The sequence below is a fragment of the Actinomadura mexicana genome (assembly GCF_900188105.1).
Classification (GTDB): Bacteria; Actinomycetota; Actinomycetes; order Streptosporangiales; family Streptosporangiaceae; genus Spirillospora; species Spirillospora mexicana.
Map to the genome: position 1 here is coordinate 300981 of NZ_FZNP01000010.1, position 23585 is coordinate 324565.

A 23585-nucleotide genomic window follows, 5' to 3' on the forward strand; every position below is an offset into this window, starting at 1 on the left:
GAGGATCCCTGATGAGCGAGACCGACGACCTGGAACAGCCCGCGCCCGACGACGCCAACGAGGCCGACGCGGCCGAGCAGCGGGCCGCCCTCGACGAGGAGGAGCGCGTCGAGGCGGGCCCCATCCCGGAGGACGCGAACGAGGCCGACGCGGCCGAGCAGCGGCGGGAGGTCCGGCTGGACGAGGACGACTACCGGTGAGCTGCGTTCCGGTGGTCCGGATCGTTGGCGGCGGGCACAGGAAGGAAGGTCGACAGAGAGATCGAACGGGACCGGTTCCGGTTCCGGCGGGAATACACTGACCTGCGCGAAGGAACGACGGCGGGCGGTGCCCGTGACCAACGGAGTTACCCGCGCGTAGGATGATGAGATTGTTTCCCGGTGACGGACGACCCCCATCCGTCCCCACGATTCGGTGATCGGAGAGTGTGGTGACCGCGACCCCGGACGCCCGCCCCCGTGGCACGAGGCTGCCGCGACTGGCGCGCCGCAAGCAGTTGCTCGGCGCGGCCCAGGAGGTGTTCGTCGCGCAGGGGTACCACGCTGCGGCGATGGACGAGATCGCCGAGCGCGCGGGCGTCAGCAAGCCCGTGCTCTACCAGCACTTCCCGGGCAAGCTGGAGCTGTACCTGGCGCTGCTGGACGAGCACGCCGAGGCCCTGGTGAAGATCGTCCGTGAGGCGCTGGAGTCCACCACGGACAACAAGCTGCGCGTGCAGGCGAGCATGCAGGCCTTCTACGACTTCGTGGCGGGCGACGGCGAGGCCTACCGGCTGGTCTTCGAGTCCGACCTGCGCAACGTCGCGCCCGTCCGGGCCCGCGTCGACCGCGCCAACCAGCAGTGCGCCGAGATGATCGCGCAGGTGATCGCCGAGGACACCAACGCCCCCGCCGAGGAGGCGCACCTGCTCGGCATGGGCCTGGTCGGCATGGCCGAGGTCAGCGCCCGCTTCTGGCTCTCCCAGCACCGGGCGATCCCCAAGGACACCGCGGAGAAGATCATCGCCCGGCTGGCCTGGCGCGGCATCTCCGGCTTCCCCCGCACCACCGACCAGACCTGACGCCGCAGGCGCCCCCCGACCCCGCAGGCGCTGCCGGATCTCCGCCGCAGGCGCTGCCGGACCGGCTTCGCGGGCGGGAGCGGGCTGCGCCGTCCACCCCGCGGCCGGGGAACGTTCACCCTCGGCACAACCGGGCGGCGGCGCGTCCCGGCGATCTCCGTGCGACCATCGGAGCGGGCCCGCCGGCGGTCGGCGGGACGCGCCCGACGACGGGAGGCATCGCGTGCAGGTTCGCATCGGGGTCCAGAACGTGGCCAAGGAACTGGTGGTCGACACCGACCAGACGGCCGACGAGGTACAGGACGCGCTCGGGGCGGCGCTCGCCGAGCCGCAGGGCGTGCTGGTGCTGAAGGACCGCCGCGCCGGCCGGGTCGTCATCCCCGCGCTCCGCGTCGGCTACCTGGAGATCGCCGAGGACGAGCAGCGCAGCGTCGGCTTCGGCACGCAGTACACCTGAGCCGCGCCTGAGCGGCGCGGTCCACCCACCCCACGCCGTGCACCCGCGGTTTTACCCTCTCCCCGCGTGCCTTGACCAGGTTTTTGTTTCAACCCGGCAGGTGGGGCATATCGATCACCGACTTCGGGCGAACGGCCCACGGAAAGGAATGGTTGATCGACATGCTCACCACGATCCTTTGGTTCATCGTCGTCGGTGCCGTCATCGGTGCACTCGCGCGGCTGGTCGTGCCGGGCCGCAACCCGATCGGCATCCTGCTCACGGTCCTCGTCGGTATCGCCGGCGCGATCCTCGGCGGCGTCGTCGCGGACGCCCTCGGGGCGGGGATGCTCGTCGCCTTCGTCTTCGCGGTGGTGATCGCCGCGCTGGGCGTGGCGGCGCTCACCATGATGCACACCCGCGGCCGCGGCCACGGCTCGCGGACCCGCCGCCGGAGCTTCTGACCCCCGGCACCACCCCGACGCAGGCCCCCGCCTCTCGAGGCGGGGGCCTGCGTCGTCGCGAAGTGTCCGGATGTGGCCGTTCCCGCCCCGCCCCCGGCCGGTCAGGAGGCCCCGCCGCGCCGGGCGCGTAACGCCTGGCGGGCCGGGGACGGAATAGATGAAACCATGGAAACGTTGGGTCGAGTGACCGGCTATTGGTGTAGGCAATCAACGGTCGGTACACTGCGTCGCGGAGTGTGACCGCACGCAGCCACAGTGAGTGACTGCTCTCAACCCCTGACTGCGGTCGCCGAAAGATTTGAGCAACGGCTGGTCCCTCCCGCGCGAGCGCGCGGCCACAGGAACGGCGGACACGCCGGTTCGGCGGTGTTCCGCCGGCGAGCCGCGCCGCACCCGGGAGCGGAGACCCCGCATATTGGAGGCTGAAAGCCCTGACTACCTTTCGTGAACTCGGGGTCGTACCCGAGATAGCAGACGCCCTCGAAGCCGAAGGCATCGTGGAGGCGTTCCCCATCCAAGAGCTCGCCCTGCCGATCGCGCTGGGCGGCCACGACATCATCGGCCAGGCCCGCACGGGCACCGGCAAGACCCTCGCGTTCGGCGCCGCACTGCTGCAGCGCATCGAGCACGGCGGCCGCGAGCCGCGCGCGCTCGTCGTCGCGCCGACCCGCGAGCTGGCCCTCCAGGTCACCGACGACCTGCTCGTCGCCGGCGGCAAGCTCGGCAGCCGCGTCCTGTCGGTGTACGGCGGGCGCGCCTACGAGCCGCAGATCGAGGCGCTGCGCGAGGGCGTCGACGTCGTCGTCGGCACTCCCGGCCGGCTCCTGGACCTCGTGAAGCAGAAGCACCTCGACCTGTCCAAGGTCGAGATTCTTGTGCTGGACGAGGCCGACCGCATGCTCGACCTCGGCTTCCTGCCGGACATCGAGCGCATCGTCCAGCGGATCCCGGCGCAGCGGCAGACGATGATGTTCTCGGCGACCATGCCGGGCGAGATCGTCACCCTGTCCCGCAGGTACCTGACCCGTCCCACCAACGTGCGGGCCGAGTCGCACACGGAGTCGGACGCGACACCGCAGGTCGTCCAGCACGTCTTCCAGGCCCACCAGATGGACAAGCCGGAGATGATCGCCCGTTTGCTGCAGGCCGAGAGCCGCGGGCTGACCATGATCTTCTGCCAGACCAAGCGGGCCTGCGACCGGGTGGCCGCCGACCTCGCGCAGCGCGGCTTCGACGCCGCCGCCGTGCACGGCGACCTCGGGCAGAGCCAGCGCGAGCGGGCGCTGCGGGCGTTCCGCAGCGGCAAGATCGGTGTGCTGGTGGCCACGGACGTGGCGGCTCGCGGCCTCGACGTCGACGACGTCACCCACGTCGTGAACTACGAGTGCCCCGACAGCGCCGACACCTACGTGCACCGCATCGGCCGGACGGGCCGCGCGGGCAAGGAGGGCATCGCCGTCACGTTCATCGACTGGTCCGACCGCACCCGGTGGAAGCTGATCAACGGCACGCTCGACCTGCCGTTCGCCGATCCGCCGGAGACCTACTCGACGTCCCCGCACTTCTTCGAGGCCCTCGGCATCCCCGCGGGCACGAAGGGGACGCTGCCCGCCGACAAGCGGAACGGCCGTGCCGGGCTGGACGCCGAGAAGCTGGAGGACATCGGCGAGACGGGCAAGGTCCGCAGCCACGACCGCGGCCGCGACCACGACCGGGAGCAGGAGCGGGAACGTCCCCGGCCGCGCCGCCGCAAGCGCGACCGGACCCGCACGCGGGCGGGCCAGCCGGTCGAGGCGACCGCGACGGAGGCCGAGACGGCCGCGGACGACAACGTCGTCGACGCGGTCGCCACCGAGCGCAAGCGCAGCCGGAACCGCCGCCGCACCCGCGCCGGCAAGCCGGCCGCGACCGGGGGCGGCACCGCGGAGGCGCCGCAGACCGCCTGAGCGGCGACGGAGCACCCGACCGCGAGACTCGTCTCAGTCCCGCGGTCGTGTTCCGTCCGGGCCTCCCCCCTCGCGCAGCCTGAGGGCGAGGCCCGGATGGTCGGTGACGAGGACGGCGACGCGCGGGTCGCGCAGGAAGCGGCGCATGACGGGCTCGGCGTTGACCGTCCAGATCATGGCGGGGATCCCGGCGCGCCCGCACTGGCGCAGCACGCCGACGCGGGCGAGCCGGTGGTTGAGGGCGACCATGTCGGCGCCCGCCCGCCGGACCAGCCGCAGCGGCGCGAAGTCGTGCGCGGCGCCCCGCTCCCACAGGTTGCGGCCGACCGACAGGGCCGTCCGCACCCCCGGGAAGCTCTTCTTGATCTCCGTGAGGGACGTGATCTCGCGGGTCGTCACCACGAAGTTCCCGGTGCCGAACGCCTCCACCGCCAGCGCCACGGACTCGTGCTCACAGCCGCGCTCCTTGAGGTCCAGATGCCCCTGCGCCCGGCCCGCGATCACCTTCATGGCGTCGCCGGCCAGCGGGACGGGCCGGACCGCGAGCTCCTGGATCCGCTCGTAGGGGAGCCGGTTCAGCCGGAGCCCGGCGATCTCGGGGTCGTGGTGGACGACCAGCCGGCCGTCCCCGGTCCGCCTGATGTCGATCTCCACGTACTCGGCGCCGGACGCGACGGCGTCGCCGAGGCCCGTGAGGCCCGCTTCGTCACGGCGGTGGGCGGAGATGGCAGGCATGGCGACCACGGTGGCGACGCTACCACCGAAGATTTCTTACCGAAGCCCGCAGGGCCCCATTGACTAAGGTTTCCACCGTGAGTACGCCCCGGTTCGTGAGTCTGCCCCCCGGTGTTCGCCGGACGACCGTCGAGACCTCCCGCGGCCCGTTCGCCGCGCTGGAGGCCCTCCCGGGATCGGGCGTGCCCGACCGCCGGCCCGCCCTCCTCGTCCCCGGCCTCACCGGCAGCAAGGAGGACTTCCTCGCCGTCCTGGAGACCCTGGCCGCGTCCGGGCGCCGCGTCGTCGCGATCGACATGCGCGGGCAGTACGAGTCCCTCGGCCCGGACGACGAGAGCGCCTACACCCGCGCGGCCCTCGGCGCCGACATCGCGGCCCTCCTGCCGGCACTGGACCCCGGCCCCGTCCACCTGGTCGGCCACTCGTTCGGCGGCCTGGTGTGCCGCGAGGCCGTCCTCGCCGGGGCCCGCCCCGCGTCCTTCACGTTGATGAGCTCGGGTCCGGGCGCCGTCTCCGGTCCGGCCGCCGCCCGGGCCCGCGCCCTGCGCGACGCCATCCCCGAACTCGGCATGGCGCAGATCTGGGAGCTCAGCCTCGAACCGGACTACCTCGGGCGGGGCCTCCAGCGCGAGATCGTCGCCTTCCTCAAGGCCCGCACGCTCGGCAACTCCGAGAAGGGGCTGGCGTGCATGGCAGACGGGATCCTCACCGCCCCCGACCGCGTCGACGAGCTGGCCAAGCACTGCGCCGACACCGCCCTGCGCGTCCTCGTCATCTACGGCGAGGACGACGACGCCTGGGACCCCCGCGCCCAGTCCGCCATGGCCGAACGCCTCAACGCGCCCAAGGTCGTCATCCCCGGCGCCGCCCACTCCCCCGCGTGGGACGCCCCCGAGACCACCGCCGCCGCCCTCCTCGCCCTCTGGACCGACACCGAGCGCACCCTCAAGTAGCAACGGGCCCGGCAGGGCGCTCCGTCATCCGAGCTCGGCGGGCGAGGAGCCGCGCCAGGCCACCTGTGGTCCCCGCCTCAGCCGAGATCGCCGTCGAGGGCGCGAAGCCGGTGAGCCAGGCGGCGACCCCGCCGGGGAACCGCGTGTGCGGCCGGCGACACGTCGTCCGAGGTCAGTCGAGGCAGAACTCGTTGCCTTCGGGGTCGGCCATCAGGATGTGGCCGGCGCCCAGCGGGGGCGTCGGGTCGTGGCGCCGGAGGCGGGTGGCACCTCGGGAGACGAGGCGCTCGGCCTCGGCCTCCAGGGCCGCCATCCTCGCCTCGCCGTCGAGGCCGGGGGCGGCCCGCACGTCGAGGTGCACGCGGTTCTTGGCCTGCTTGCCCTCCGGGACGCGCTGGAAGAACAGCCGGGGGCCCGATCCGCCGGGGTCGACCACCGCCGAGGCGTCGTTGCGTTTCTCCGGCGGGACGCCCATCGCCTCCAGGGCCTCGTCCCACGACGCGAAGCCGCCGGGCGGGTCCTGCAACCGGTAGCCGAGGGCCTCACCCCAGAAGGCCGCGAGCGCGGCCGGGTCGGCGCAGTCGAAGGTGATCTGGACGTCGCGGGCCATGTCAGCTCGCCTCCCGGTGAGTGTGCAGGTAGAGGTCGCGGAGCAGGCACACCTCGGACAGGTGGTGGACCAGCTCCCGGTTGATGTGCAGGACCAGCGCTGCCAGGGGCCGCTCGGCGTACGGTCCCTCGGCCTCCCCGCAGGGGCGGGCGAGGCCGGCCTCGCCGAGGGATTCGACCCCGGCCAGCCAGGTCGCGTACTCGGCGTCGAGCTGCGCCAGCGCCTCGTCCGCGGTCGCGGCGTACTCGAACGCCCGATAGTCGGTGGGCGCGCGCCCGAAGTGCGCGGCGCCGCGCACCGCGAGCACGCCGACGATCACGTGCGCTAGCCGCCAGGCGATCGTGGTGAACGGGGCCGGGTCGGGCTGCGGCGTCGCGAAGTCGATGGTCATCGCCCCGGAGCCGGCGCGCACGGACGCGGGACCGGAACCGGGGCCTCGCGGGCGCACGCTCCAGCAGCCGGGCACCGGCTCCCAGAAGTACTCGTCGTCGGCGAGTCCGCTGATGCGGGGCCGAAGCTGGTTGTCCCAATGCCAGGCGATCTGTTCCCGGAGCAGTGGGTTCCACGTCTGGGTCATGGCGCCAGTGTCACCGCAATACCGGACAGGTACGTTCCGCGTTTCGTGGGAAGATGAGCGGGTGAGCGTGGAGGCGACGACCGAGCGGGTGCTGCGGGTGCTGGGACTGCTGCAGCGGCGGCCGTCCTGGACCGCCGCCGACCTCGCCGCCGAACTGGGCGTCACCGACCGCTCGGTGCGGCGCGACGTGGAGCGGCTGCGCGCCCTCGGGTACCCGGTCCACGCGACGGCGGGCGTGGGCGGCGGCTACCGGCTGGGCGCGGGGACCCGGCTGCCGCCGCTGCTCCTGGACGACGAGGAGGCGATCGCGACGGCGGTCTCCCTGCGGATGGCGTCGGGCGGGACGGTCGCCGGGGCGGGCGAGGCGGCCCTGCGGGCGCTGGCGAAACTCGACCAGGTGATGCCGCCCCGGCTGCGCGCCGAGGTGCGGGCGGTGCACGGCGCCACCGACACCCTCGTCGGCCCGGGCGTCCAGATCGACGCGGAGCTGCTGGTGACGCTCGCGCGGGCCTGCCGCGACGCGGTGCGGGTCCGGTTCCGCTACCCCGGGCGGGACGGCGGGGAGCGCGAGCGCACGGTCGAGCCGGTGCGGATGGTCGCCACGGGACGCCGCTGGTACCTGATGGCGTGGGACGCCGACCGCGACGGCTGGCGCACCTTCCGGCTGGACCGGATGCGCGAGGCGGCGGCGACGACCTGGCGGTTCCGGCCGAGGGAGCATCCGGACCCGGTCGCCTACGTGCAGCGGGCCGTGACCGAGGCGCCGTACCGGCATCTCGCGCGGATCAGGGTGCACGCCGGGCCCGACGACGTGCGGGAGCTGGTCCCGCCCCAGGTGGGACGGGTCGAGGACGACCGCGACGGCTGGTGCGTGCTCGTCGTCGGCGGGGCGGACCTGGACGCGCTCGCCGTGCACGTGGCCCGGCTGGGCTTCGAGGTGGAGGTGCTGGAGCCCGCCGAGCTGCGGGAGGCCGCCGCCCGGCTCGCCCGCCGCCTGGCGGCGCTGGCCGGCTAGGACACCGGCTGGAGGTGCACGAGGATCATCCAGTTGCGGTCGTCCCGCGTGCAGGCGGCGCGCACGCGGTAGCGGCCCGGGGCCAGGTCGATGTTCAGGTGGTTGCCGGGCTCGGGGGTCGCGCCGGGCCAGGCGGAGTCGAAGAGGACGACGTCACCGTCCACGTCCCAGTCGAGCTCCTCCTCCCACTCGACGCCGTGGACGGCCTTTCTGGCCGCGTCGAGGAGTTCGGTCTCGGAGTCGGCCGCCGCCCAGCGCAGGAAGAGGCGCTCGCCCGGAAGGTAGGTCGTCATGGCGGGTTCGTCCCCGAGGACGAGGCCCTGCCCGCCCCCGATTCCGACCAGACCGACGTAGCCGTCGACCGCGCAGGCGCGCCCGTAGTCGCCCCAGGTCTCCACGGGGCCCTCGTCGTCGGTGACGCCCTCCCACCGGGCCATCTGCGACGCGGGCGCGGCCAGCAGCGGGCCCCCAGCGGACTCGACCCAGTCCATCGGCACACCCTCTCCTCGGTGGAGGCGTCACCGTACAACGCGCCTCGGACACCTTCCCCCTGACATGGGGATATGCGACGATTGAAGTGAACAGTCACGATGTGACGGTGTGGCGGGAAGAAGTGCCGGACGGGGCGCCGCCGACGATCTCACCTCGCGCGCGGGCGCCGGGCCGGCGAGGGGGAGACATGCGCAAGGTGGCCGACTGCAGGGACATGCCGAGCGAGTCGAACTGCACGCTCACCATCAGCGGCGAGGAGGACGAGGTCGTCCGCGCCGCCGCCGAGCACGCCGCGTCGGTGCACGGGCACGACGACACCTCGGAGCTGCGGCAGGAGATCCGCACCCACCTCAAGGACGAGCGCGCGACGGTCGGGGGCTGAGCCGCATGGGCTTCGTACAGATCATCGACTACCGCACCGACCGCCAGGACGAGCTGGAGGGCCTTTTCGACGAGTGGGCCAGGGCCAGCGAGGGCACGCGTACGGCGACCCACGAGCTGCACACCAAGGACCGCCAGGACGCGTCCCACTACGTCGACATCGTCGAGTTCCCCTCCTACGAGGAGGCGATGCACAACAGCGACCTGCCCGAGACCCGGCGCATCGCCGGGGAGATGGAGGCCCTGTGCACCGACGGCCCGCGCTTCCTGAACCTGGAGGTCATGCGCGACGAGGCATTGTGAACCGACAGTCCATCGGGGCCACGGGCAGCCGAAGACTCCTCACCTCCCGGAAAGGGGGCGGTGTCGCGGGCGAACTGAGGTAATGACACACTTACTTCAGTTTGTCTCATGGAGGTGCACATGCCGGCGACCGTCCAGCCACCCGAGAGCGTCACGTGGCGCGTCCACATCGACCGGTCCATGTGGATCGGCGGGGTGCGCGGCCTCATGCTCCAGGCGCTGCACCCCATGGCGATGTGGGGCGTCTGGCAGAACTCCAACTTCCAGGAGGACCCGTTCGGGCGGCTCCAGCGCACCGCCGACTTCGTCGGGGTGGCCACGTTCGGGGCGCACGAGGAGATCGACGAGTTGGCGTACCGCGTCCGGGAGATCCACCGGAGCCTGCGCATCCTCAACCACGACACCGGCCGGCGGGAGCGCCTCGACCAGCCCGAACTGCTGCGCTGGGTGCACTGCGCCGAGGTGTACTCCTATCTTGAGGTCGCGCGGCGGGCCGGGCTGCCGCTGACCGGCGCCATGGCCGACAGGTACCTGGACGAGCAGCGGCACACCGCGACCTACGTCGGGCTGCACGCCGACGACGTCCCCGGCAGCGTCGCCGAGATGGAGGGCTACCTCGCCGAGATGAGGCCCCACCTGCGCGTCACCGAGGAGGCCGCCGCCACGGTGCGGTTCCTCATGTGGCCGACGATGCCGGAGAACCTCAGATTCCTCGCGCCCGGCAAGCCGGGCTACTTCCCGTTCGGGGCGCTCTGCTACTACTCGCTGCCGGACTGGGCCCGCCAGATGTACGGGGCGCTGCCCGAGGTGCCGCAGCCCGCGGTGTCGGCGGCGCTCCGCTCGTTCCGCCTCGCGATGAACTCGGTACCGGAGCGGCTGCACGACCACGCCTTCGCCAAGCCCACCCGCGACATGCTGGAGCGCGCCCGGCAGCGGCTCGCGGCCGACGGCTACGACCTGGGCAAGGGCCTCTACGGCCTCCGCGACCCGCGCCGCTGGCCCGGGCGACAGGCCCTGGCCACCGCGTAGCAGGCCCTAGACGGCGTCGACGGGGAGCGCCGCCCACGGCTCCTTGCGCGGGGCGGCCTCCCGGCCCTCCGGGCAATGGCGGGCGAAGTCGCACCACGCGCACAGGTTCCCCGGACGCGGCGGGAACAGCTCGTCGTGCGGGGCGTGGTCGACCTCCCCCTCACGGGGCCTCGGCACGCCGGCGCGCCTGCCCGCGCCGGCGCGGTACCCCTCGTCGGCGGCCGCGGCCTCGGCGGCGATCTGCTCCGCGCGCCGGATGTGCCGGGCCAGCGACTCGTCGGTGTGCTCCCACACCGCGACCTCTCCGGACGGCAGGTGGTGCAGCTCGACCCGGTGGCAGGGGCGGCGCAGGACGCGCGAGGCCGCCACCGCGTAGATCGCCAGCGCCAGCGAGCCGCGGGCGTCGTCGGCGGTCAGGACGTGCCGCCCGGTCTTGTAGTCCACGACGACCAGCTCGGGGCCGCGCGCGTCCAGCCGGTCGATGCGCCCCGACACCGCGATCCGGTCGGTGCGGGTCGCCACGGTGCGCTCGACGCCGAGCGGCTCGTCGGACGGGTCGAGCCCGGCGACGTACCGCTCCGTCATCTCCCGGGCCCGCTCCCGCCACTGCGCGGACTGCGCCTCGTCCCGGAACCCTTCGGTCAGCCAGCCCCGGAGCAGCAGCCTCCCGGCCGCCTCGGGGCTGCGCTCGTGGACGGGCAGCCGCCACCATCCGGCCAGCGCGTTGTGCACGCTCGCCCCGACGCTGTTGTGCGCCCACGGCGGCCCCTTCGGCGGCATCGGACGATCAAGGTACGTCATCCGGTACCGGCGCGGGCAGTCCAGCCACGTGTTCAGCCTCGAAGGCGTGCACGTGTAAAGCCGCTGAGGCATCCCCTCAAAGCCCAGCTGCTCGGCTCCCACGGCTAGTCGTCGGACTCCCGCGCCATGGAGCCCCAGCTCTCCCAGCGGGCGTCCTCGTCGCCGACCGTGGTCTCCTCGCCCTGCGCGGGAAGGACCCGCAGGTCCTTCGGCAGCGGGGTGAGCAGCGCGCCGATCGAGTTGAGCTGCTTGCGCAGGTCCTCGTAGACGCCGCCGACCGAGCCGGGACGGCCGCGGTGCAGGGTGTCGCCGGAGAACAGCAGGCCGAGCTGCTCGCTGATCACGCAGACGCTGCCGGGCGTGTGGCCCGGGGTGTGCACGATCTCCAGCTGGGCCTCGCCGATCTCGAAGACGCCGCCGTCCTCCAGCCAGATGTCGGGTTCGAGGGAGCGCAGCGCCTTGGCGTCGTCCTCGTCGTCCTCCTCCTTGGCGAGGCGGCCGAAGTAGTCGCGCCACAGCAGCCGGTCGGCGCGGTGCAGCGCGATGGGCGCCCAGTTGTCCTCGTCCTCCTCGCCGGCCGCGGCGACTTCGAGGACCACGCTGAGGCGGTGCTCGTTGCCGTCGGTCAGCAGGACGGCCATGACCTCGCGGTCACCGACCTCCTTGAGGATGGCCTCGGCGTCGTTGGCCGGGTCGATCACGATGACCTCGTCGTCGTCGCCGACGATGTAGGTGTTGTTCTCGACGTCGTACTCGGTGTCGTCCAGGGTGAGCTTCCCCGGCGTCACCACCTGTTCGATGCGCACGTCCACGCTTCGCACCCTACCGCGATTCGCCGGGCCGGTCGGGCAGACGGAGATCACCGCCGGTGGCGGCCGCGCGGAGCGTCTCGAAGGCGTCCGGCGCGGTGGTCTCGGCGCCGATCCGGTCGCCGGTGAACGCGCCGTGGTCGTCGCTGGAGCCGGTCGCGGCTAGGCCGAGCGAGGCGGCCAGGTCGCGCAGGCGGGCGCGGTCCTCGGGGGCGTGGTCGGGGTGGTCGGCCTCGACCCCCGCGAGCCCGGCGGCGGCGAGCCTCTCGATCACCTCGTCGCCGAACACGTACCCCCGGCGGCGGGCCCGGGGGTGCGCCAGGACGCACACTCCCCCGGCCGCGCGGACGAGTCCGACCGCCCGCTCCGCATCGAGCGCGTACCGCTCGACGTAGGCGCGGCCGTCCTGCGCGATCCACCGGGGCGTGAACGCCTCGTCCGCCGTCTCGATCACGCCCGCCTCCACCATGGCGCGCGCGATGTGCGGACGCCCGACCGCCTCGCCCGTGGCCAGCGCGCGGACCATGCCCCACGTGACGCCGGCGCCGAGCTCGTTCAGCCGCTCCACCATGCCGCGCGCCCTGATCACCCGGTCGTCGCGGATCCGGGCCAGCTCGGCGGCCAGCACCGGCTCGCCCGGGTCGAACAGGTAGCCGAGCAGGTGCAGGCTCCGGTCGTCCTCCTTGCACGACAGCTCGATGCCGGGGACGAGCGCCAGTCCGTCCGGGAGGGACGCGGCGGCCTCGTCCCAGCCGGCGACGGTGTCGTGGTCGGTGAGCGCGACGACGTCCACGCCGTTCTCGCGCGCCCGGCGGACGACCTCCGCCGGGGGCCGGGTTCCGTCGGACGCGTCGCTGTGACAGTGCAGATCGATCCGCATGGCCCCTTCATACCAACGGGGCGCCGCTCAGCCGTCGAGGCGGGGGCTGTACGCGCCGTAGGGGAGGTCGAGGTCCATGCCCGGCTCGCGGAGGTCGAGCAGGGTGAGGCGCTCCACCATGAGCACCCCGGCGTCGGCGGGCCACAGCACCGCCCACAGCCAGTTCCCCATCGCCTCGCCGACGTAGGCGGCGCGGTCGGGGCGGTCGCCGACCGCCCACATCGGCACCGTCTGCCCGCAGGTCGCTGGGCCGCCGACATCCAGCTTCACGTGCGGCGGGCCGCCGTTGAAGTCGGTGCCGGGATCGGGGCCCGCGAGCCCCGCGTAGTGGGCGCCGAAGCCGATGCCCGGCTCCTCGGCGACCAGGACCATGTCGGCGGGGCCGTGCAGCAGCCCCGGCCCCGATACCGCGACGGCGGTCGCGCGGGCGCCCGAGCGGTCGTCCCCGACGGTGGTGAAGCCCGTGACGAGCCAGGCCGAGGGAAGCGGCCAGGGCGTCCAGACGGGGACCCTCGCGTCCCGCAGGACGACGGCCAGCCCCTCGGGGCCGGGACGGTTGGACGGCTGCCTCGGCAGTACGGCACCGTGCACGCCGCAGCTCCAGTCACTGGACCAGAGGCCCGGCGCGCTCAGCGGGCCCGCGCAGCGCGGGCATGTGGGCTCCGCCCTCATGAGTAACCACCCTGCGCGGCGACGTCACGCCCCGTCAAGGGGCACCGGGGTCGCCGCTCTGGAAAGTGGCGACAAGATGGGGTCATGCGAGTGCGCTGCGTGGGCGGGATCGTGCGGGACGGCCAGGGGCGGTTCCTGCTGGTCAGGCGCGGGCGCCCGCCGGGCGCCGGCCTGTGGTCGATCCCGGGCGGGCGGGTCGAACCCGGCGAGGACGATTCGACGGCGGTCGCTCGCGAACTGAAGGAGGAGACCGGTCTGGACGTCCGCGTCGGCGCCCTGGCCGGGACCGTGGAGCGCCCCGGCCCCGGCGGCGTCGTCTACGAGATCCACGACTACACGGCCACCGTGGCGGGCGGGACGCTCCGCGCGGGCGACGACGCGTCGGACGTGCGCTGGGTGCCCCCGGACGATCTCGACGGCCTCCCGACGACCCCCGGCCTCCGCGACGCCCTCACCGGCTGGGGCCTTCTATGAGGCGTGCGCCGGCGCCGTCTCCGCGGCGACCGGCACGTCGTCGTTCCCCGGGCCCGCCGTGACGGTCTGGACCCGCATCCGCCGCGCCAGCCACGCGACGGCGGCCGCGTAGAGAAGCATCGGGACGATGTCCGCCGCGACGATCTGCCAGGGGACGCTCCCCTGCTCGATGTCGAGCTGTCCGATCGCCGCGGGCCCGAGGAACGCCATCAGGTTGTTGAACACGTGCATGGCGATGCCGGACTCCAGCCCGCCCGTCCGCACCGCGAGCCACGCCGCGATCGCGCCGAACGCGAAGATGTCGAGGATCCCCCAGCCCGTGTAGCCGTGCCCGGCCGTGAACAGGGCCGAGCCCACGACGATCGCCGGCCACGGCGTGCGGAACACGACGCTGAGGACGCGCCCGACGCGGTTCCTGGCGTTCTCCAGGGTGCACGCGCCCACGGCCTGGAGCATCCAGCCGCGGAAGGCGTACTCCTCCGCGGCCGACTGGAGGGGCACCAGCAGGATGATGACGATCGCCGGGGCGAGGAACCGCCCCCACCCGACCCAGTGCTCATCGCCGCCCGACTGGTCGTCGATCGTGGCCGAGGCGGCGATCGACGACCCGTAGGACACGGCGCAGAACAGGATCGCCAGGCCCGAGCAGGCGAGGAGCCAGCGCCAGCGCAGCCGCCCCGCGACCGAGGAGAGCGTGCCCGGCCGCCGCCGCTGGACGACCCACGCCGCGGCCAGCGAGACCGGCAGGAACAGCGCCAGCGCCCCGAGGTTGTAGGCCAGGTCGGCCGTCTGGTCGCCGAAGATCGCGTCCGTGTCCGTCCCGGAGGTGTCGGGGGCCTCGCCCGTGGCCACCACCCGGACGATGATGCCCACGATCATCAGCCCGATGGCCAGGGCCATCCCCAGGGCGGCGATCCCGAAGGTCCCCGCCAGCGGGCGCCACCACCGGTGCACCTCGTTGCGCGCCAGCCGGTGGAACGGGGCCGCCTCGGGCGTCTCCACCGTCCAGGGCCGCTTGACCGCCTGGATCCCGTACCCGGGCCCGTAGGGGCCCGGGTGGTGAGCGCCCGGCGGCTGCCCCGGCGCCCCGCCCCAGTGCGGCATCCCGGGCGTGTACCCCTGCCCCTGCAGCCCGCCGGGGCCGTACGGCTGCCCGGGGCCATAGGGCTGCCCGGGGCCGTAGGGCTGCTGACCGCCGTAGGGCTGCTGAGCGCCGTAAGCCTGCTGAGCGCCGTGGGGCTGCCCGGGGCCGTACGGCTGCGCGGCGTCGTGAGGCCGGGGCGGGTCCGGCGGGCGGGCGGCGGCGGGCGGCGGCGGCTCGCCCTCCGGCATCGGCTGAGGACCGGACCGCTGCGGCTCGCGTCCCAGATCGGGGTCTAGGGGCGCCCAGCCGTCGCCGTCCCCTGGTCCTGCCACGTGGTGACCCCTCCTGGTAGATCTCGTGTAGTGGGACGAATCGTACGGGGCCTTCAGTTCCCGGACGGATCGAAGCGCTTCTCCCGCGTCATCCCCGCGGCGCGGCCCTTGGCGGCGATGACGAGCGCCATCTTGCGGGACGCCTCGTCGATCATCTCGTCGCCGAGGCGGGCGGCGCCGCGGCCCTCGCCGAGCGAGTGCTCGTAGGCGTCCAGGATCAGCTCGGCGCGGTCGTAGTCGTCCTGGGACGGGGAGAACACGGCGTTGCCCGCCTCGATCTGGGACGGGTGCAGCACCCACTTGCCGTCGAAGCCGAGGGCGGCGGAGCGCTCGGCGACGCGGGTGAATGCCTCCACGTCGCGGACGTTGAAGTAGGGGCCGTCGATCGCCTGGAGGCCGTGGGCGCGGGCCGCCATCAGGATCCGCATGAGGATGTAGTGGTAGGCGTCGCCCTCGGTGTAGCCGGGCGGCTGCTCGCCGACGACGAGGGTCTTCATGTTGATCGACGCCATGAGGTCGCCGGGCCCGAGGACGAGGGCCTCCAGCCGGGGCGAGGACGCGGCGATCGCGTCGACGTTGACCATGCCGCGGGCGTCCTCGATCTGCGCCTCGATGCCGATGCGGCCCGCGGGCAGGCCCGTCGCCCGCTCGATCTGGGTGAGCAGCCGGTCGAGCCACTGGACGTGGGAGGCGTCCGCCACCTTCGGCAGCATGACCGCGTCGAGGTTGGCGCCCGCGCCCTCGACGACCTCGATCACGTCCCGGTAGGCCCACCGGGTGTCCAGGTCGTTGACGCGCACCACCCGCGTCCTGCCCGCCCAGTCGCCGTCGTTGAGCGCGGCGACCACGGTCGCGCGGGCGCCCTCCTTGGCCGACGGCGCTACGGCGTCCTCCAGGTCGAGGAAGACCTCGTCGGCGGGCAGCCCCTGCGCCTTCTCGATGAAGCGGGGGTTGCTGCCCGGGACCGCGAGGGTGGTACGTCGTGAGCGCATGGCCCCGGATGCTATCCAGCGGTGTGAGACCCTCGGGTCATGGGTCTGAACAGGGCACTGCTGGAGGAGGCGGCCAAGAAGTCGGGGCTGCTGTGGCTGGACCTGCCCGGCCTGCCCCAGCCGCGCGCCGCCTGGCACGTGTGGCATGACGGATCGGCGTACGTGCTGACCGGCGGGGAGGGCGAGCAGCCGCTCCCGGGGCTGCCGGAGGCCGCGCAGGTGACGGTGATCTTGCGCAGCAAGGACAAGGGCGGGCGGCTCCTGACCTTCGTCGCCGACGCCGAGCAGGTCGAGCCGGGCTCGCCGCTGTGGGACGAGGTGGCGCCGGTCCTCGCCAAGGAGCGGCTGAACGCCCGGTCCCACGAGGGCCAGGTGGAGGCGTGGGCCGGGGAGTCGTGGATCGTCCGGCTCACCCCGGCCGACGTGGTCGTCGAGGCGGGCGGGGAGTACGCGACCGTCCGGCCGGTGCCGACGCCCGCGACGACCGCCGGCCCGCCGCCGCGCCTGTACGGCGGCAGGCGCCGGCGCGCGGACCGGTAGCCCCGCCCTCACATCGGCAGGTGGCGCCCCTCCGCGAGGGCGCGGAGCTTGTCCGGGTTGGCCACCAGGTGGATGGCCTGGACCCGGCCGTCCGCGTCGACGTCGGCGGTGATGGCGCTGATCGGCCCGTTCGGGCCGTCCACGATGACGGCCGGCCCGCCGTTGAGCTCGACGCGCAGGACGCGCATGTCGGCCGGGTCGATGCCCTGGTAGGGCTGCCCGCCGATGCCGGCGAAGAAGCGCGCCACCTTCTCCGCTCCGAAGATCGCCCGGCGGGGCGCCCGGACCTTGCCGCCGCCGTCGGACCACAGCGCGACCTCGGGCGCGAGGACCTCCATGAGCCGGTTGATGTCGCCGCCGACGACCGCCTCGAAGAACCGCTCGGTCGCGGCGCGGCGCTCGGCGCCGGCGGTCTCGAAGCGGGGGCGCCGCGCCTCCACGTGCTTGCGGGCGCGGGTGCCGAGCTGGCGGACCGACGCCTCGGAGCGGTCCAGCGCCCGGGCGATCTCGGCGAAGGGGTAGCCGAAGACCTCCTTCAGCACGAACACGGCGCGTTCGAGTGGGCTCAGCGTCTCCAGGACGACGAGCATCGCCATCGACACCGACTCCGAGAGCTCGGCGTCCTCGGCGACGTCCGGGGAGGTCAGCATCGGCTCGGGCAGCCACGGCCCGACGTAGGTCTCGCGCCGGGCCTGCGCCGAGCGCAGCCGGTCGAGCGCGACGTTGGTGGTGATCCGGACGAGGTAGGCCCTGGGGTCGGCCACGCCGGACCGGTCGCCCGCCGACCAGCGCAGCCAGGCGTCCTGGACGGCGTCCTCGGCGTCGGCCGCCGTGCCGAGCATCCGGTAGGCCACCGCGAACAGCAGGTTGCGGTGCTGCTCGAAAGGCTCTGCGAAAGCATCGCTCACGGTTCTCCACCCTTTCACGTCCCTTTCGCCCGTGGACTCCGGGTCGCGCCCGGATGTGACGTACCCGTCCGGATCAGCCGGGAGATCACGGGTAGTGTCCAGGCCATGAGCGGTGCTCCGTCACGGGTGTTCCTCGCCCGGCTCGCGGGCGTCGCGGTGTTCGACCCGGTGGGAGACCAGGTCGGCCGGGTCCGCGACGTCGTGGTCGCGCTGCGCCTCGCGCCCCGGGCGCCGCGGGTGCTCGGGCTGGTGGTCGAGGTGGCGACGCGGCGCGCGGTGTTCCTGCCGATCACCCGGGTCACAGTGATCGAGGCGGACGCGGTCGTCTTCGACGGGCGGCTGAACGTGCGCCGCTTCCAGAAGCGCGGGTCCGAGACGCTGGTGATCGCCGAGATGCTGGACCGGACCGTCCGGTTCCGCGACACCGGCGACGCCGTCTCCGTCGTGGACGTCGCGATGGAGCCGACCCGCACCCGCGACTGGCTCGTCACGAAGATCGCCGTCCGCCGCACCACGGGCCGGGGCCTGCGCAAGCGCGGCGAGAGCAGGATCGTGGACTGGGACGTCGTCGAGGGGTTCTCCGCCGTCGAGCTCGGGCAGGGCGCGGCCGGGCTGATCGCCGCGTTCGAGCGGATGAAGGCCGCCGACCTCGCCAACATCGTGCACGAGCTGTCGGAGAAGCGGCGCACCGAGGTCGCGGTCGCGCTGGACGACGAGCGGCTCGCCGACGTCCTGGAGGAACTGCCCGAGGACGACCAGATCGAGATCCTCGGCAAGCTCGGCGTGGAACGCGCCGCCGACGTGCTGGAGGCGATGGGCCCCGACGACGCCGCGGACCTGCTCGGCGACCTGCCGACCGAGCAGCGCGAGCAGCTGCTGACGCTGATGGAGCCGCGCGACGCGGCCCCCGTCCGGCGGCTGCTCACCTATCCCGACCACTCGGCGGGCGGGCTGATGACGACCGACCCGGTGATCGTCCCGCCGGACGCGACGGTGGCCGAGGCGCTCGCGCTGATCCGCCGCCCCGACCTGAACCCGGCGCTGGCCGCGCAGGTGTACGTGTGCCGCCCGCCGGCGATGACGCCGACCGGCCGCTACCTCGGCACGGTGCACTTCCAGAAGCTGCTGCGCGAGCCGCCGCCGACGCTGGTCAGCGGGATCGTCGACTCGGCGCTGGACCCGCTGCGCCCCACCATGTCGCTGGAGACGGTCGCGATGTTCCTGGCCACCTACAACCTGGTCGCGGGCGCCGTCGTGGACGAGAACGGGCACCTGCTGGGCTCGGTGACGATCGACGACGTCCTCGACCATCTGCTGCCCGAGGACTGGCGGGAGGCCGCGATGGACGCGGCCTCCGAGGAGTCCGCCGATCCCGAGGAAGAGGCTCTGCGGGGGACCACATGACGACGACACGCGAGATCACCGCGCGCCTCGACCAGCCGAGGGAGCTGCGCCGGACGCTGCTGCCGCGCCGCCTCTACTACGACCCCGAGTCGTTCGGGCGGGTGTCGGAGCAGATCGCGCGGTTCCTGGGGACGGCCCGCTTCATCGTCTACATGACCGTGTTCGTCGCGGTGTGGCTCGTGTGGAACGTGGCGGCGCCGGTATCACTGCGGTTCGACCCGTACCCGTTCATCTTCCTGACGCTGATGCTGTCGCTGCAGGCGTCCTACGCGGCGCCGCTGATCCTGCTCGCTCAGAACCGGCAGGACGACCGGGACCGCGTCCAGTACGAGCAGGACCGGTCGCGCAACGACCGCAGCATCGCCGACACCGAGTACCTCACCCGCGAGATCGCGGGGCTGCGGGTCGCGCTGAGCGAGGTCGCCACCCGCGACTTCGTGCGCTCGGAGCTCCAGCAGATGCTCAGGGACATGGACGCCAAGAAGCCCGTCCCCTAGGCCCCCTCGTCGGCGAGCTTGTTCAGGATGTGGCCGAGGGTGCGCAGGTCCGGCTCGTCCAGGCGGCTCAGGATGTGGTCGCGGACGCCCTGCCGGTAGGTGGGGGCGGCCTCGGCGAGCCGGGCCCGGCCCGCGGCGGTCAGGACGGCGAAAAGCCCGCGCGCGTCGCTCGCGCAGGACTGCCTGTCCACCAGCCCGTCCCCCTGCAGCCGGTCGACCAGCCGCGTCAGGCCGCTGCGCGACAGCAGCACGCGGTCGGCGAGGTCGTTCATCCGCAGCCGCCCGTCCGGCGCCTCGCCGAGGTGCACGAGCACCTCGTAGGAGCCGAGCGCGAGGTCGTGGCGGGCCGTCAGGTCGGCCTGCAGCCGGCGGGAGATCTGCGCCTGGGCGCGCAGCATGGTCCGCCACACGATCAGCTCGGCGGCGGCCGAGGCGAGGTCGGTGGTCACGGACCGATGGTAGGACGGGCGGGCCGCCCGCGCGATGGACGGGGCAGGCCGCGTGTACGGCGCGTGTGAGGACCGACACCCTGATTAGCAGGTTGGCGCGTCGGTTCATACCATGGACGCATGGCCTCCCTTCTGACGACCGAGCGGGTGAACGCGGCTCTCGCCACGGTGCTCGATCCCGAGATCCGCAAGCCCATCACCGAGCTCGACATGGTCAAGAGCATCGACATCGACGCGGACGGCGCCGTCCGCGTCGGCGTCTACCTGACCGTGTCCGGGTGTCCGATGAAGGACACCATCACCAGGAACGTCACGGAGGCCGTGTCCCAGCTCGACGGGGTGTCCTCGGTGCGCGTCGACCTCGACGTGATGAGCGAGGAGCAGCGCAAGGACCTGCAGACCAAGCTGCGCGGCGGGCAGGCCGCCAAGGAGATCCCGTTCGCCCAGCCGAACTCGCTGACCAAGGTCTACGCGGTGGCGAGCGGCAAGGGCGGCGTCGGCAAGTCGTCGGTGACGGTGAACCTCGCGGCCGCGCTGGCCGCCCAGGGCCGCAAGGTCGGGGTCGTGGACGCCGACATCTACGGCCACTCGGTGCCGCGGATGCTGGGCGTGGACACCCCGCCCACCAAGGTCGAAGACATGATCATGCCGCCGACCGCGCACGACGTGAAGGTGATCTCGGTCGGCATGTTCACCGCCGGGAACCAGCCGGTGGTGTGGCGGGGGCCGATGCTGCACCGCGCCCTGCAGCAGTTCCTCGCGGACGTGTACTGGGGCGACCTCGACATCCTGCTGATGGACCTGCCGCCCGGCACCGGCGACATCGCGATCTCCGTCGCGCAGCTGCTGCCGTCCGCGGAGATCCTCGTCGTCACCACCCCGCAGCAGGCCGCCGCCGAGGTGGCCGAGCGGGCGGGCGCGATCGCCGCGCAGACCCACCAGCAGGTCGTCGGTGTGATCGAGAACATGTCCTACCTGTCGTGCCCGCACTGCGGTGAGCAGCAGCACATCTTCGGCGAGGGCGGCGGCCGGACGGTCGCGGAGGCGCTGACGAAGACGCTCGGGACCCGCGTCCCCATGCTCGGCCAGGTGCAGATCGACCCGCGCCTGCGCGAGGGCGGCGACAACGGCGTCCCGCTGGTGCTCTCCGACCCCGACTCCGGGGCCGCCAAGGAGCTGCGCACCATCGCCGACAAGATCGCGGGTCGCAGCCGCGGCCTCGCCGGCATGTCCCTCGGCATCAGCCCCAAGGGCCGCTGACCGCCGCCCGCCCGGGGCCTCCCCGGGCGGGCGCTCCGACCGGTGCGGCCGGTGGAGGCGCCGCGAGGCCGCCGCGGCCCCGACGGGCGGCGCGGCGGAGGCTCAGGTCGCCTCGCTGTCGAAGGGCGGCTTCTCGCTCGGGTCGAGGCCGGTGGCGCCCGCCGTCGCGTACGAGGGCTCGTCGTCGAAGAGGCCCGCGTCGTTCTTCAGGTAGGTGTCGTCGTCCTCGAACAGGTGCTTGCGGACGAACGTCTTCGGGTTGAGGTCGTTGAGGTCGAAGTCCTGGAACTCGGGGCCGAGACCTTCCTGGAGGTCGGCCTTGGCGCTGTTGGCCATCTCGCGGAACTGCCGCAGCATCCGGCCGGCCTGCCCGGCGACCTGCGGCAGCTTGTCGCCGAAGATGACCAGGGCGAGGACGACGAGTACCGCCATCTCACCGAGTCCGACGTCGAACAACCCGTCCTCCACACCACGGCCGGCCGCTCGCGCGGCCGGCTGCACGCAACCCGAAGGGGACCGGCCCAGAGACGGGCCGGTCCCCCCAGCGTATCCCCAGCCCGGATGAACCGGACTTGGACATCACTGCCCTAGTCGGAGCCCAGGGTCACCTGGGCGGTGGTCTCCTTGCCGCCCCGCTGGTAGGTGAGGGTGACGCGGTCGCCCGGCGCCCGGCTGCGGATCTGCGCGATCAGGTCGGTGGCGTCCTCGATCGGCTTGTCGTCGACCTTGGTGATCACGTCGCCGGGCTTGAGGCCCGCCTTGTCCGCCGGGCCGCCCTTGGTCACCGGGTCCTGCCCGTTGACCGGCTGCGGCATGATCCGGGCGCCGCCCTCCTGGTAGCGGGGGTCGGGCAGCACGCCGAGCTTGGCCTGCTTGACGGTGCCGGAGCGGATGATCTCTTCGGCGATCCGCTTGCCCTGGTTGATCGGGATCGCGAAGCCGAGCCCGATGCTGCCGCTCTGCTGCTCCCCGCCGAGCGACTGGCCGCCGAGCGTCGCGATCGCGGTGTTGATGCCGATCACGCGGCCCTTGGCGTCCACCAGCGGCCCGCCCGAGTTGCCCGGGTTGATCGCGGCGTCGGTCTGGATGGCGTTGAGGTAGGACGCGTCGGCGCCGCCCTCGCCCTGCGTGGGCACGGCGCGGTTGAGCGAGCTGACGATGCCGGTGGTGACCGAGCCCTGCAGGCCGAGCGGCGAGCCGATCGCGATCACCGGGTCGCCGACGGCGATGGCGCTGGAGTCGCCGACCGGCAGCGGGGGCAGCGAGTGCTGGCCCTCGGGCTTCAGCACCGCGACGTCCGAGCTCGGGTCGGCGCCCTTGATCGTGGCGGGCAGCGTCTTCTTGTCGTTGAAGACGATCTGGATCTGGCCGCCACCGCCGCCGCCCCCGCCGGAGGCGACGTGGTTGTTGGTGATGACGTAGCCGCCGTTGACGATGAAGCCGGTGCCGCCGATCTCGCCCTGCCCGGACTGCACGCGGATCATCACGACGCTCGGCAGCGCCCGCTGCGCGACGCCCGCGACCGAGTCCGGCGGGCGGCTCTGCACCTTGGTGTCGCTGCTGTTGCTGCCGCCGAGGCTCACCGAGCCGCCGTCGTCGTCGCCGCCGGTGGCGATCACGCCGATCCCGGCGCCGACGGCCCCGGCCACCAGCGCGACGATCAGCGCGACGACGGCGAGGAGCCCGAGGCCCGGCCCGCCGCGCGACGACGAGGGGGGCGCCGGGACGGGCGCCCAGTTGGGCCCGGTGCCGCCGGGCGGCATCCCGTACCCGGCCATCGGGCGCGGCCCCGGTCCGCCGGGCGGCGGCGGTCCGGGCGGCGCGGGCGGCGGGCCCATCGGCGGGCGGCCGGGGGCGGGCGGCGGCGGGCCCTGGTGGGAGTGCTGCGGCCAGCCCCCGTACGGGCCTGCCTGCGCGGCCCTCGGGTCCTGGTGGTGCGGGACGAACCCGGGCCGCATCCGGTCGTCGGGCGCCTCCACGGGCGGCTTGTCGAGCGGGACGGGCGGCGGGGGCTGCGGCATGTCGCGCGGCGGGACGTCCTGCAGCGGCACCTCCTGCGGAATGTCCGCGGCGGCCCGGGAGAGCACGTCCTCGCTGGTGTCGGGCGGTCCGCCGAGCGAGTCCGGCGGCGCGAACCCCCCGGCCACCAGGCGGTCGCCCTCCTCGCCGGCGTCGCGCCCGTCCTCGGGCTCTGGTGCGGCGCCGTTCTCGGCGCGGGCGGATCCGGGCTCGGGATCGTCCTCGGGCTCGTCCGCCGGCTGCTCCACGGGGATCCCCTGGTCGGTCACCGTCTCGGGAGGAGCCGCCGCCTCCTGCCGCTCAGGCTCCTGACCGGGGACGACGTCGTCGTCCTCCGACGGCGCCCTGACCGGGCCGCGGTTGTCTTCCGTCATCCCCATCTCTCCTACCGAGCATGGTCCTCGTTATCGGTGCTCATGCTGCCCGGCACGGCATGTGGCGAGCATAAGACTCGCCGCCAATA

Annotated in this window: 29 protein-coding genes; 15 read left to right on the top strand and 14 right to left on the bottom strand. The window is 73.4% G+C overall.

Annotated features, from left to right (window positions below; translation table 11 throughout):
• Positions 1-11 precede the first annotated feature (11 nt).
• The 5 genes from CHC11_RS26205 to CHC11_RS26225 all read left to right on the top strand — a co-directional run bounded on the left by CHC11_RS26205 (position 12) and on the right by CHC11_RS26225 (position 3906).
• A complete protein-coding gene (locus tag CHC11_RS26205; protein ID WP_089314458.1) occupies positions 12-200 on the top strand; it encodes a hypothetical protein in 189 nt (62 codons plus the stop codon).
• A gap of 230 nt (positions 201-430) precedes the next feature.
• Positions 431-1060 (top strand): TetR/AcrR family transcriptional regulator, encoded by a 630-nt coding sequence (locus CHC11_RS26210; protein WP_089314459.1) that lies wholly within the window; start codon positions 431-433, stop codon positions 1058-1060.
• Positions 1061-1283: 223 nt separating this feature from the next.
• Entirely contained in the window at positions 1284-1517 is a 234-nt protein-coding gene (locus CHC11_RS26215) for a DUF3107 domain-containing protein (protein ID WP_089314460.1), read from the top strand.
• A 161-nt stretch (positions 1518-1678) separates the two neighbouring features.
• Positions 1679-1960 (top strand): GlsB/YeaQ/YmgE family stress response membrane protein, encoded by a 282-nt coding sequence (locus CHC11_RS26220; RefSeq protein WP_089314540.1) that lies wholly within the window; start codon positions 1679-1681, stop codon positions 1958-1960.
• A gap of 497 nt (positions 1961-2457) precedes the next feature.
• Positions 2458-3906, top strand: coding sequence for a DEAD/DEAH box helicase (locus CHC11_RS26225; RefSeq protein ID WP_089314461.1), 1449 nt, complete (start codon positions 2458-2460; stop codon positions 3904-3906).
• A gap of 33 nt (positions 3907-3939) precedes the next feature.
• Here the strand turns inward: CHC11_RS26225 and CHC11_RS26230 are convergent, their stop codons facing one another.
• On the bottom strand, positions 3940-4641 hold the full coding sequence (locus CHC11_RS26230; RefSeq protein WP_245919781.1) for a glycerophosphodiester phosphodiesterase: 702 nt from the start codon (positions 4639-4641) through the stop codon (positions 3940-3942).
• A 77-nt stretch (positions 4642-4718) separates the two neighbouring features.
• On the opposite strand from CHC11_RS26230, the gene CHC11_RS26235 reads away from it, so the two are divergent.
• Positions 4719-5594 carry an alpha/beta fold hydrolase gene (locus CHC11_RS26235; RefSeq protein ID WP_089314463.1) on the top strand — a complete coding sequence of 292 codons (876 nt, stop codon included), beginning with the start codon at positions 4719-4721 and terminating at the stop codon, positions 5592-5594.
• A gap of 172 nt (positions 5595-5766) precedes the next feature.
• Here the strand turns inward: CHC11_RS26235 and CHC11_RS26240 are convergent, their stop codons facing one another.
• Together CHC11_RS26240 and CHC11_RS26245 are read right to left on the bottom strand one after the other, a co-directional pair.
• Positions 5767-6204, bottom strand: coding sequence for a VOC family protein (locus tag CHC11_RS26240; protein WP_089314464.1), 438 nt, complete (start codon positions 6202-6204; stop codon positions 5767-5769).
• A 1-nt stretch (position 6205) separates the two neighbouring features.
• Positions 6206-6781 carry a DinB family protein gene (locus CHC11_RS26245; RefSeq protein WP_089314465.1) on the bottom strand — a complete coding sequence of 192 codons (576 nt, stop codon included), beginning with the start codon at positions 6779-6781 and terminating at the stop codon, positions 6206-6208.
• Positions 6782-6848: 67 nt separating this feature from the next.
• Between CHC11_RS26245 and CHC11_RS26250 the strand changes: the two genes are divergently transcribed.
• Positions 6849-7796, top strand: a complete 948-nt coding sequence (locus tag CHC11_RS26250; protein WP_089314541.1) for a helix-turn-helix transcriptional regulator — start codon at positions 6849-6851, stop codon at positions 7794-7796.
• On the opposite strand, the gene CHC11_RS26255 is transcribed toward CHC11_RS26250, so the two are convergent.
• Positions 7793-8287: an Imm21 family immunity protein gene (locus CHC11_RS26255; protein ID WP_089314466.1), complete on the bottom strand. Its 495-nt coding sequence runs from the start codon at positions 8285-8287 to the stop codon at positions 7793-7795. The two genes, CHC11_RS26250 and CHC11_RS26255, sit on opposite strands and share 4 nt — an antisense overlap.
• Positions 8288-8475: 188 nt before the next feature.
• Here CHC11_RS26255 and CHC11_RS26260 point away from each other — a divergent pair, with 188 nt between their 5' ends.
• The 3 genes from CHC11_RS26260 (at position 8476) to CHC11_RS26270 (ending at position 10001) form a co-directional block, all read left to right on the top strand.
• A complete protein-coding gene (locus CHC11_RS26260) occupies positions 8476-8670 on the top strand; it encodes a DUF1059 domain-containing protein (RefSeq protein ID WP_089314467.1) in 195 nt (64 codons plus the stop codon).
• 5 nt (positions 8671-8675) lie between these two features.
• On the top strand, positions 8676-8972 hold the full coding sequence (locus tag CHC11_RS26265) for a hypothetical protein (protein WP_089314468.1): 297 nt from the start codon (positions 8676-8678) through the stop codon (positions 8970-8972).
• 120 nt (positions 8973-9092) lie between these two features.
• The gene (locus CHC11_RS26270) at positions 9093-10001 is read left to right on the top strand and encodes an oxygenase MpaB family protein (RefSeq protein ID WP_089314542.1); all 909 of its coding nucleotides are present in this window, start codon (positions 9093-9095) and stop codon (positions 9999-10001) included.
• Between the two features lie 6 nt (positions 10002-10007).
• Here the strand turns inward: CHC11_RS26270 and CHC11_RS26275 are convergent, their stop codons facing one another.
• The 4 genes from CHC11_RS26275 to CHC11_RS26290 are packed head-to-tail and all read right to left on the bottom strand — an operon-like array spanning position 10008 to position 13163.
• Positions 10008-10874, bottom strand: coding sequence for a RecB family exonuclease (locus CHC11_RS26275; protein ID WP_089314469.1), 867 nt, complete (start codon positions 10872-10874; stop codon positions 10008-10010).
• A 32-nt stretch (positions 10875-10906) separates the two neighbouring features.
• The gene (locus CHC11_RS26280; protein ID WP_089314470.1) at positions 10907-11614 is read right to left on the bottom strand and encodes an MBL fold metallo-hydrolase; all 708 of its coding nucleotides are present in this window, start codon (positions 11612-11614) and stop codon (positions 10907-10909) included.
• A gap of 10 nt (positions 11615-11624) precedes the next feature.
• A complete protein-coding gene (locus tag CHC11_RS26285; RefSeq protein ID WP_089314471.1) occupies positions 11625-12491 on the bottom strand; it encodes a PHP domain-containing protein in 867 nt (288 codons plus the stop codon).
• A gap of 27 nt (positions 12492-12518) precedes the next feature.
• Complete coding sequence (locus CHC11_RS26290) at positions 12519-13163, bottom strand: DUF6758 family protein (RefSeq protein ID WP_089314472.1); 645 nt, start codon at positions 13161-13163, stop codon at positions 12519-12521.
• An 84-nt stretch (positions 13164-13247) separates the two neighbouring features.
• Here CHC11_RS26290 and CHC11_RS26295 point away from each other — a divergent pair, with 84 nt between their 5' ends.
• Positions 13248-13637 carry an NUDIX hydrolase gene (locus CHC11_RS26295; RefSeq protein WP_089314473.1) on the top strand — a complete coding sequence of 130 codons (390 nt, stop codon included), beginning with the start codon at positions 13248-13250 and terminating at the stop codon, positions 13635-13637.
• Here the strand turns inward: CHC11_RS26295 and CHC11_RS26300 are convergent.
• Entirely contained in the window at positions 13632-15053 is a 1422-nt protein-coding gene (locus tag CHC11_RS26300; protein ID WP_143227327.1) for a CPBP family intramembrane glutamic endopeptidase, read from the bottom strand. The genes CHC11_RS26295 and CHC11_RS26300 overlap by 6 nt on opposite strands.
• A gap of 53 nt (positions 15054-15106) precedes the next feature.
• Positions 15107-16045 carry an HpcH/HpaI aldolase/citrate lyase family protein gene (locus CHC11_RS26310; protein ID WP_089314476.1) on the bottom strand — a complete coding sequence of 313 codons (939 nt, stop codon included), beginning with the start codon at positions 16043-16045 and terminating at the stop codon, positions 15107-15109.
• A gap of 39 nt (positions 16046-16084) precedes the next feature.
• Here CHC11_RS26310 and CHC11_RS26315 point away from each other — a divergent pair, with 39 nt between their 5' ends.
• Positions 16085-16585, top strand: a complete 501-nt coding sequence (locus tag CHC11_RS26315) for a hypothetical protein (protein WP_089314477.1) — start codon at positions 16085-16087, stop codon at positions 16583-16585.
• An 8-nt stretch (positions 16586-16593) separates the two neighbouring features.
• Here the strand turns inward: CHC11_RS26315 and CHC11_RS26320 are convergent, their stop codons facing one another.
• Positions 16594-17493, bottom strand: coding sequence for an RNA polymerase sigma-70 factor (locus CHC11_RS26320; RefSeq protein WP_089314478.1), 900 nt, complete (start codon positions 17491-17493; stop codon positions 16594-16596).
• A 105-nt stretch (positions 17494-17598) separates the two neighbouring features.
• On the opposite strand from CHC11_RS26320, the gene CHC11_RS26325 reads away from it, so the two are divergent.
• On the top strand, positions 17599-18897 hold the full coding sequence (locus CHC11_RS26325; protein WP_089314479.1) for a magnesium transporter MgtE N-terminal domain-containing protein: 1299 nt from the start codon (positions 17599-17601) through the stop codon (positions 18895-18897).
• Positions 18894-19394 (top strand): DUF1003 domain-containing protein, encoded by a 501-nt coding sequence (locus CHC11_RS26330; RefSeq protein ID WP_089314480.1) that lies wholly within the window; start codon positions 18894-18896, stop codon positions 19392-19394. The genes CHC11_RS26325 and CHC11_RS26330 overlap by 4 nt, the downstream gene beginning before the upstream one ends.
• On the opposite strand, the gene CHC11_RS26335 is transcribed toward CHC11_RS26330, so the two are convergent.
• A complete protein-coding gene (locus tag CHC11_RS26335; protein ID WP_245919783.1) occupies positions 19391-19843 on the bottom strand; it encodes a MarR family winged helix-turn-helix transcriptional regulator in 453 nt (150 codons plus the stop codon). The genes CHC11_RS26330 and CHC11_RS26335 overlap by 4 nt on opposite strands.
• A gap of 120 nt (positions 19844-19963) precedes the next feature.
• Here CHC11_RS26335 and CHC11_RS26340 point away from each other — a divergent pair, with 120 nt between their 5' ends.
• Positions 19964-21103 (top strand): Mrp/NBP35 family ATP-binding protein, encoded by a 1140-nt coding sequence (locus CHC11_RS26340; protein ID WP_089314481.1) that lies wholly within the window; start codon positions 19964-19966, stop codon positions 21101-21103.
• Positions 21104-21205: 102 nt separating this feature from the next.
• Here the strand turns inward: CHC11_RS26340 and CHC11_RS26345 are convergent, their stop codons facing one another.
• Both CHC11_RS26345 and CHC11_RS26350 read right to left on the bottom strand, forming a co-directional pair.
• Positions 21206-21559 (bottom strand): sec-independent translocase, encoded by a 354-nt coding sequence (locus CHC11_RS26345; protein WP_089314482.1) that lies wholly within the window; start codon positions 21557-21559, stop codon positions 21206-21208.
• 131 nt (positions 21560-21690) lie between these two features.
• On the bottom strand, positions 21691-23496 hold the full coding sequence (locus tag CHC11_RS26350; RefSeq protein WP_089314483.1) for a trypsin-like peptidase domain-containing protein: 1806 nt from the start codon (positions 23494-23496) through the stop codon (positions 21691-21693).
• Between the last annotated feature and the right edge of the window lie 89 nt (positions 23497-23585).

Coding starts and splice junctions, on each gene's coding strand:
- CHC11_RS26205 (WP_089314458.1), top strand. CDS start 12: ATGAGCGAGACCGACGACCTGGAACAGCCCGCGCCCGACGACGCCAAC.
- CHC11_RS26220 (WP_089314540.1), top strand. CDS start 1,679: ATGCTCACCACGATCCTTTGGTTCATCGTCGTCGGTGCCGTCATCGGT.
- CHC11_RS26230 (WP_245919781.1), bottom strand. CDS start 4,641: ATGCCTGCCATCTCCGCCCACCGCCGTGACGAAGCGGGCCTCACGGGC.
- CHC11_RS26240 (WP_089314464.1), bottom strand. CDS start 6,204: ATGGCCCGCGACGTCCAGATCACCTTCGACTGCGCCGACCCGGCCGCG.
- CHC11_RS26245 (WP_089314465.1), bottom strand. CDS start 6,781: ATGACCCAGACGTGGAACCCACTGCTCCGGGAACAGATCGCCTGGCAT.
- CHC11_RS26255 (WP_089314466.1), bottom strand. CDS start 8,287: ATGGACTGGGTCGAGTCCGCTGGGGGCCCGCTGCTGGCCGCGCCCGCG.
- CHC11_RS26260 (WP_089314467.1), top strand. CDS start 8,476: ATGCGCAAGGTGGCCGACTGCAGGGACATGCCGAGCGAGTCGAACTGC.
- CHC11_RS26265 (WP_089314468.1), top strand. CDS start 8,676: ATGGGCTTCGTACAGATCATCGACTACCGCACCGACCGCCAGGACGAG.
- CHC11_RS26270 (WP_089314542.1), top strand. CDS start 9,093: ATGCCGGCGACCGTCCAGCCACCCGAGAGCGTCACGTGGCGCGTCCAC.
- CHC11_RS26275 (WP_089314469.1), bottom strand. CDS start 10,874: ATGCCTCAGCGGCTTTACACGTGCACGCCTTCGAGGCTGAACACGTGG.
- CHC11_RS26285 (WP_089314471.1), bottom strand. CDS start 12,491: ATGCGGATCGATCTGCACTGTCACAGCGACGCGTCCGACGGAACCCGG.
- CHC11_RS26290 (WP_089314472.1), bottom strand. CDS start 13,163: ATGAGGGCGGAGCCCACATGCCCGCGCTGCGCGGGCCCGCTGAGCGCG.
- CHC11_RS26295 (WP_089314473.1), top strand. CDS start 13,248: ATGCGAGTGCGCTGCGTGGGCGGGATCGTGCGGGACGGCCAGGGGCGG.
- CHC11_RS26310 (WP_089314476.1), bottom strand. CDS start 16,045: ATGCGCTCACGACGTACCACCCTCGCGGTCCCGGGCAGCAACCCCCGC.
- CHC11_RS26315 (WP_089314477.1), top strand. CDS start 16,085: ATGGGTCTGAACAGGGCACTGCTGGAGGAGGCGGCCAAGAAGTCGGGG.
- CHC11_RS26325 (WP_089314479.1), top strand. CDS start 17,599: ATGAGCGGTGCTCCGTCACGGGTGTTCCTCGCCCGGCTCGCGGGCGTC.
- CHC11_RS26330 (WP_089314480.1), top strand. CDS start 18,894: ATGACGACGACACGCGAGATCACCGCGCGCCTCGACCAGCCGAGGGAG.
- CHC11_RS26340 (WP_089314481.1), top strand. CDS start 19,964: ATGGCCTCCCTTCTGACGACCGAGCGGGTGAACGCGGCTCTCGCCACG.
- CHC11_RS26350 (WP_089314483.1), bottom strand. CDS start 23,496: ATGACGGAAGACAACCGCGGCCCGGTCAGGGCGCCGTCGGAGGACGAC.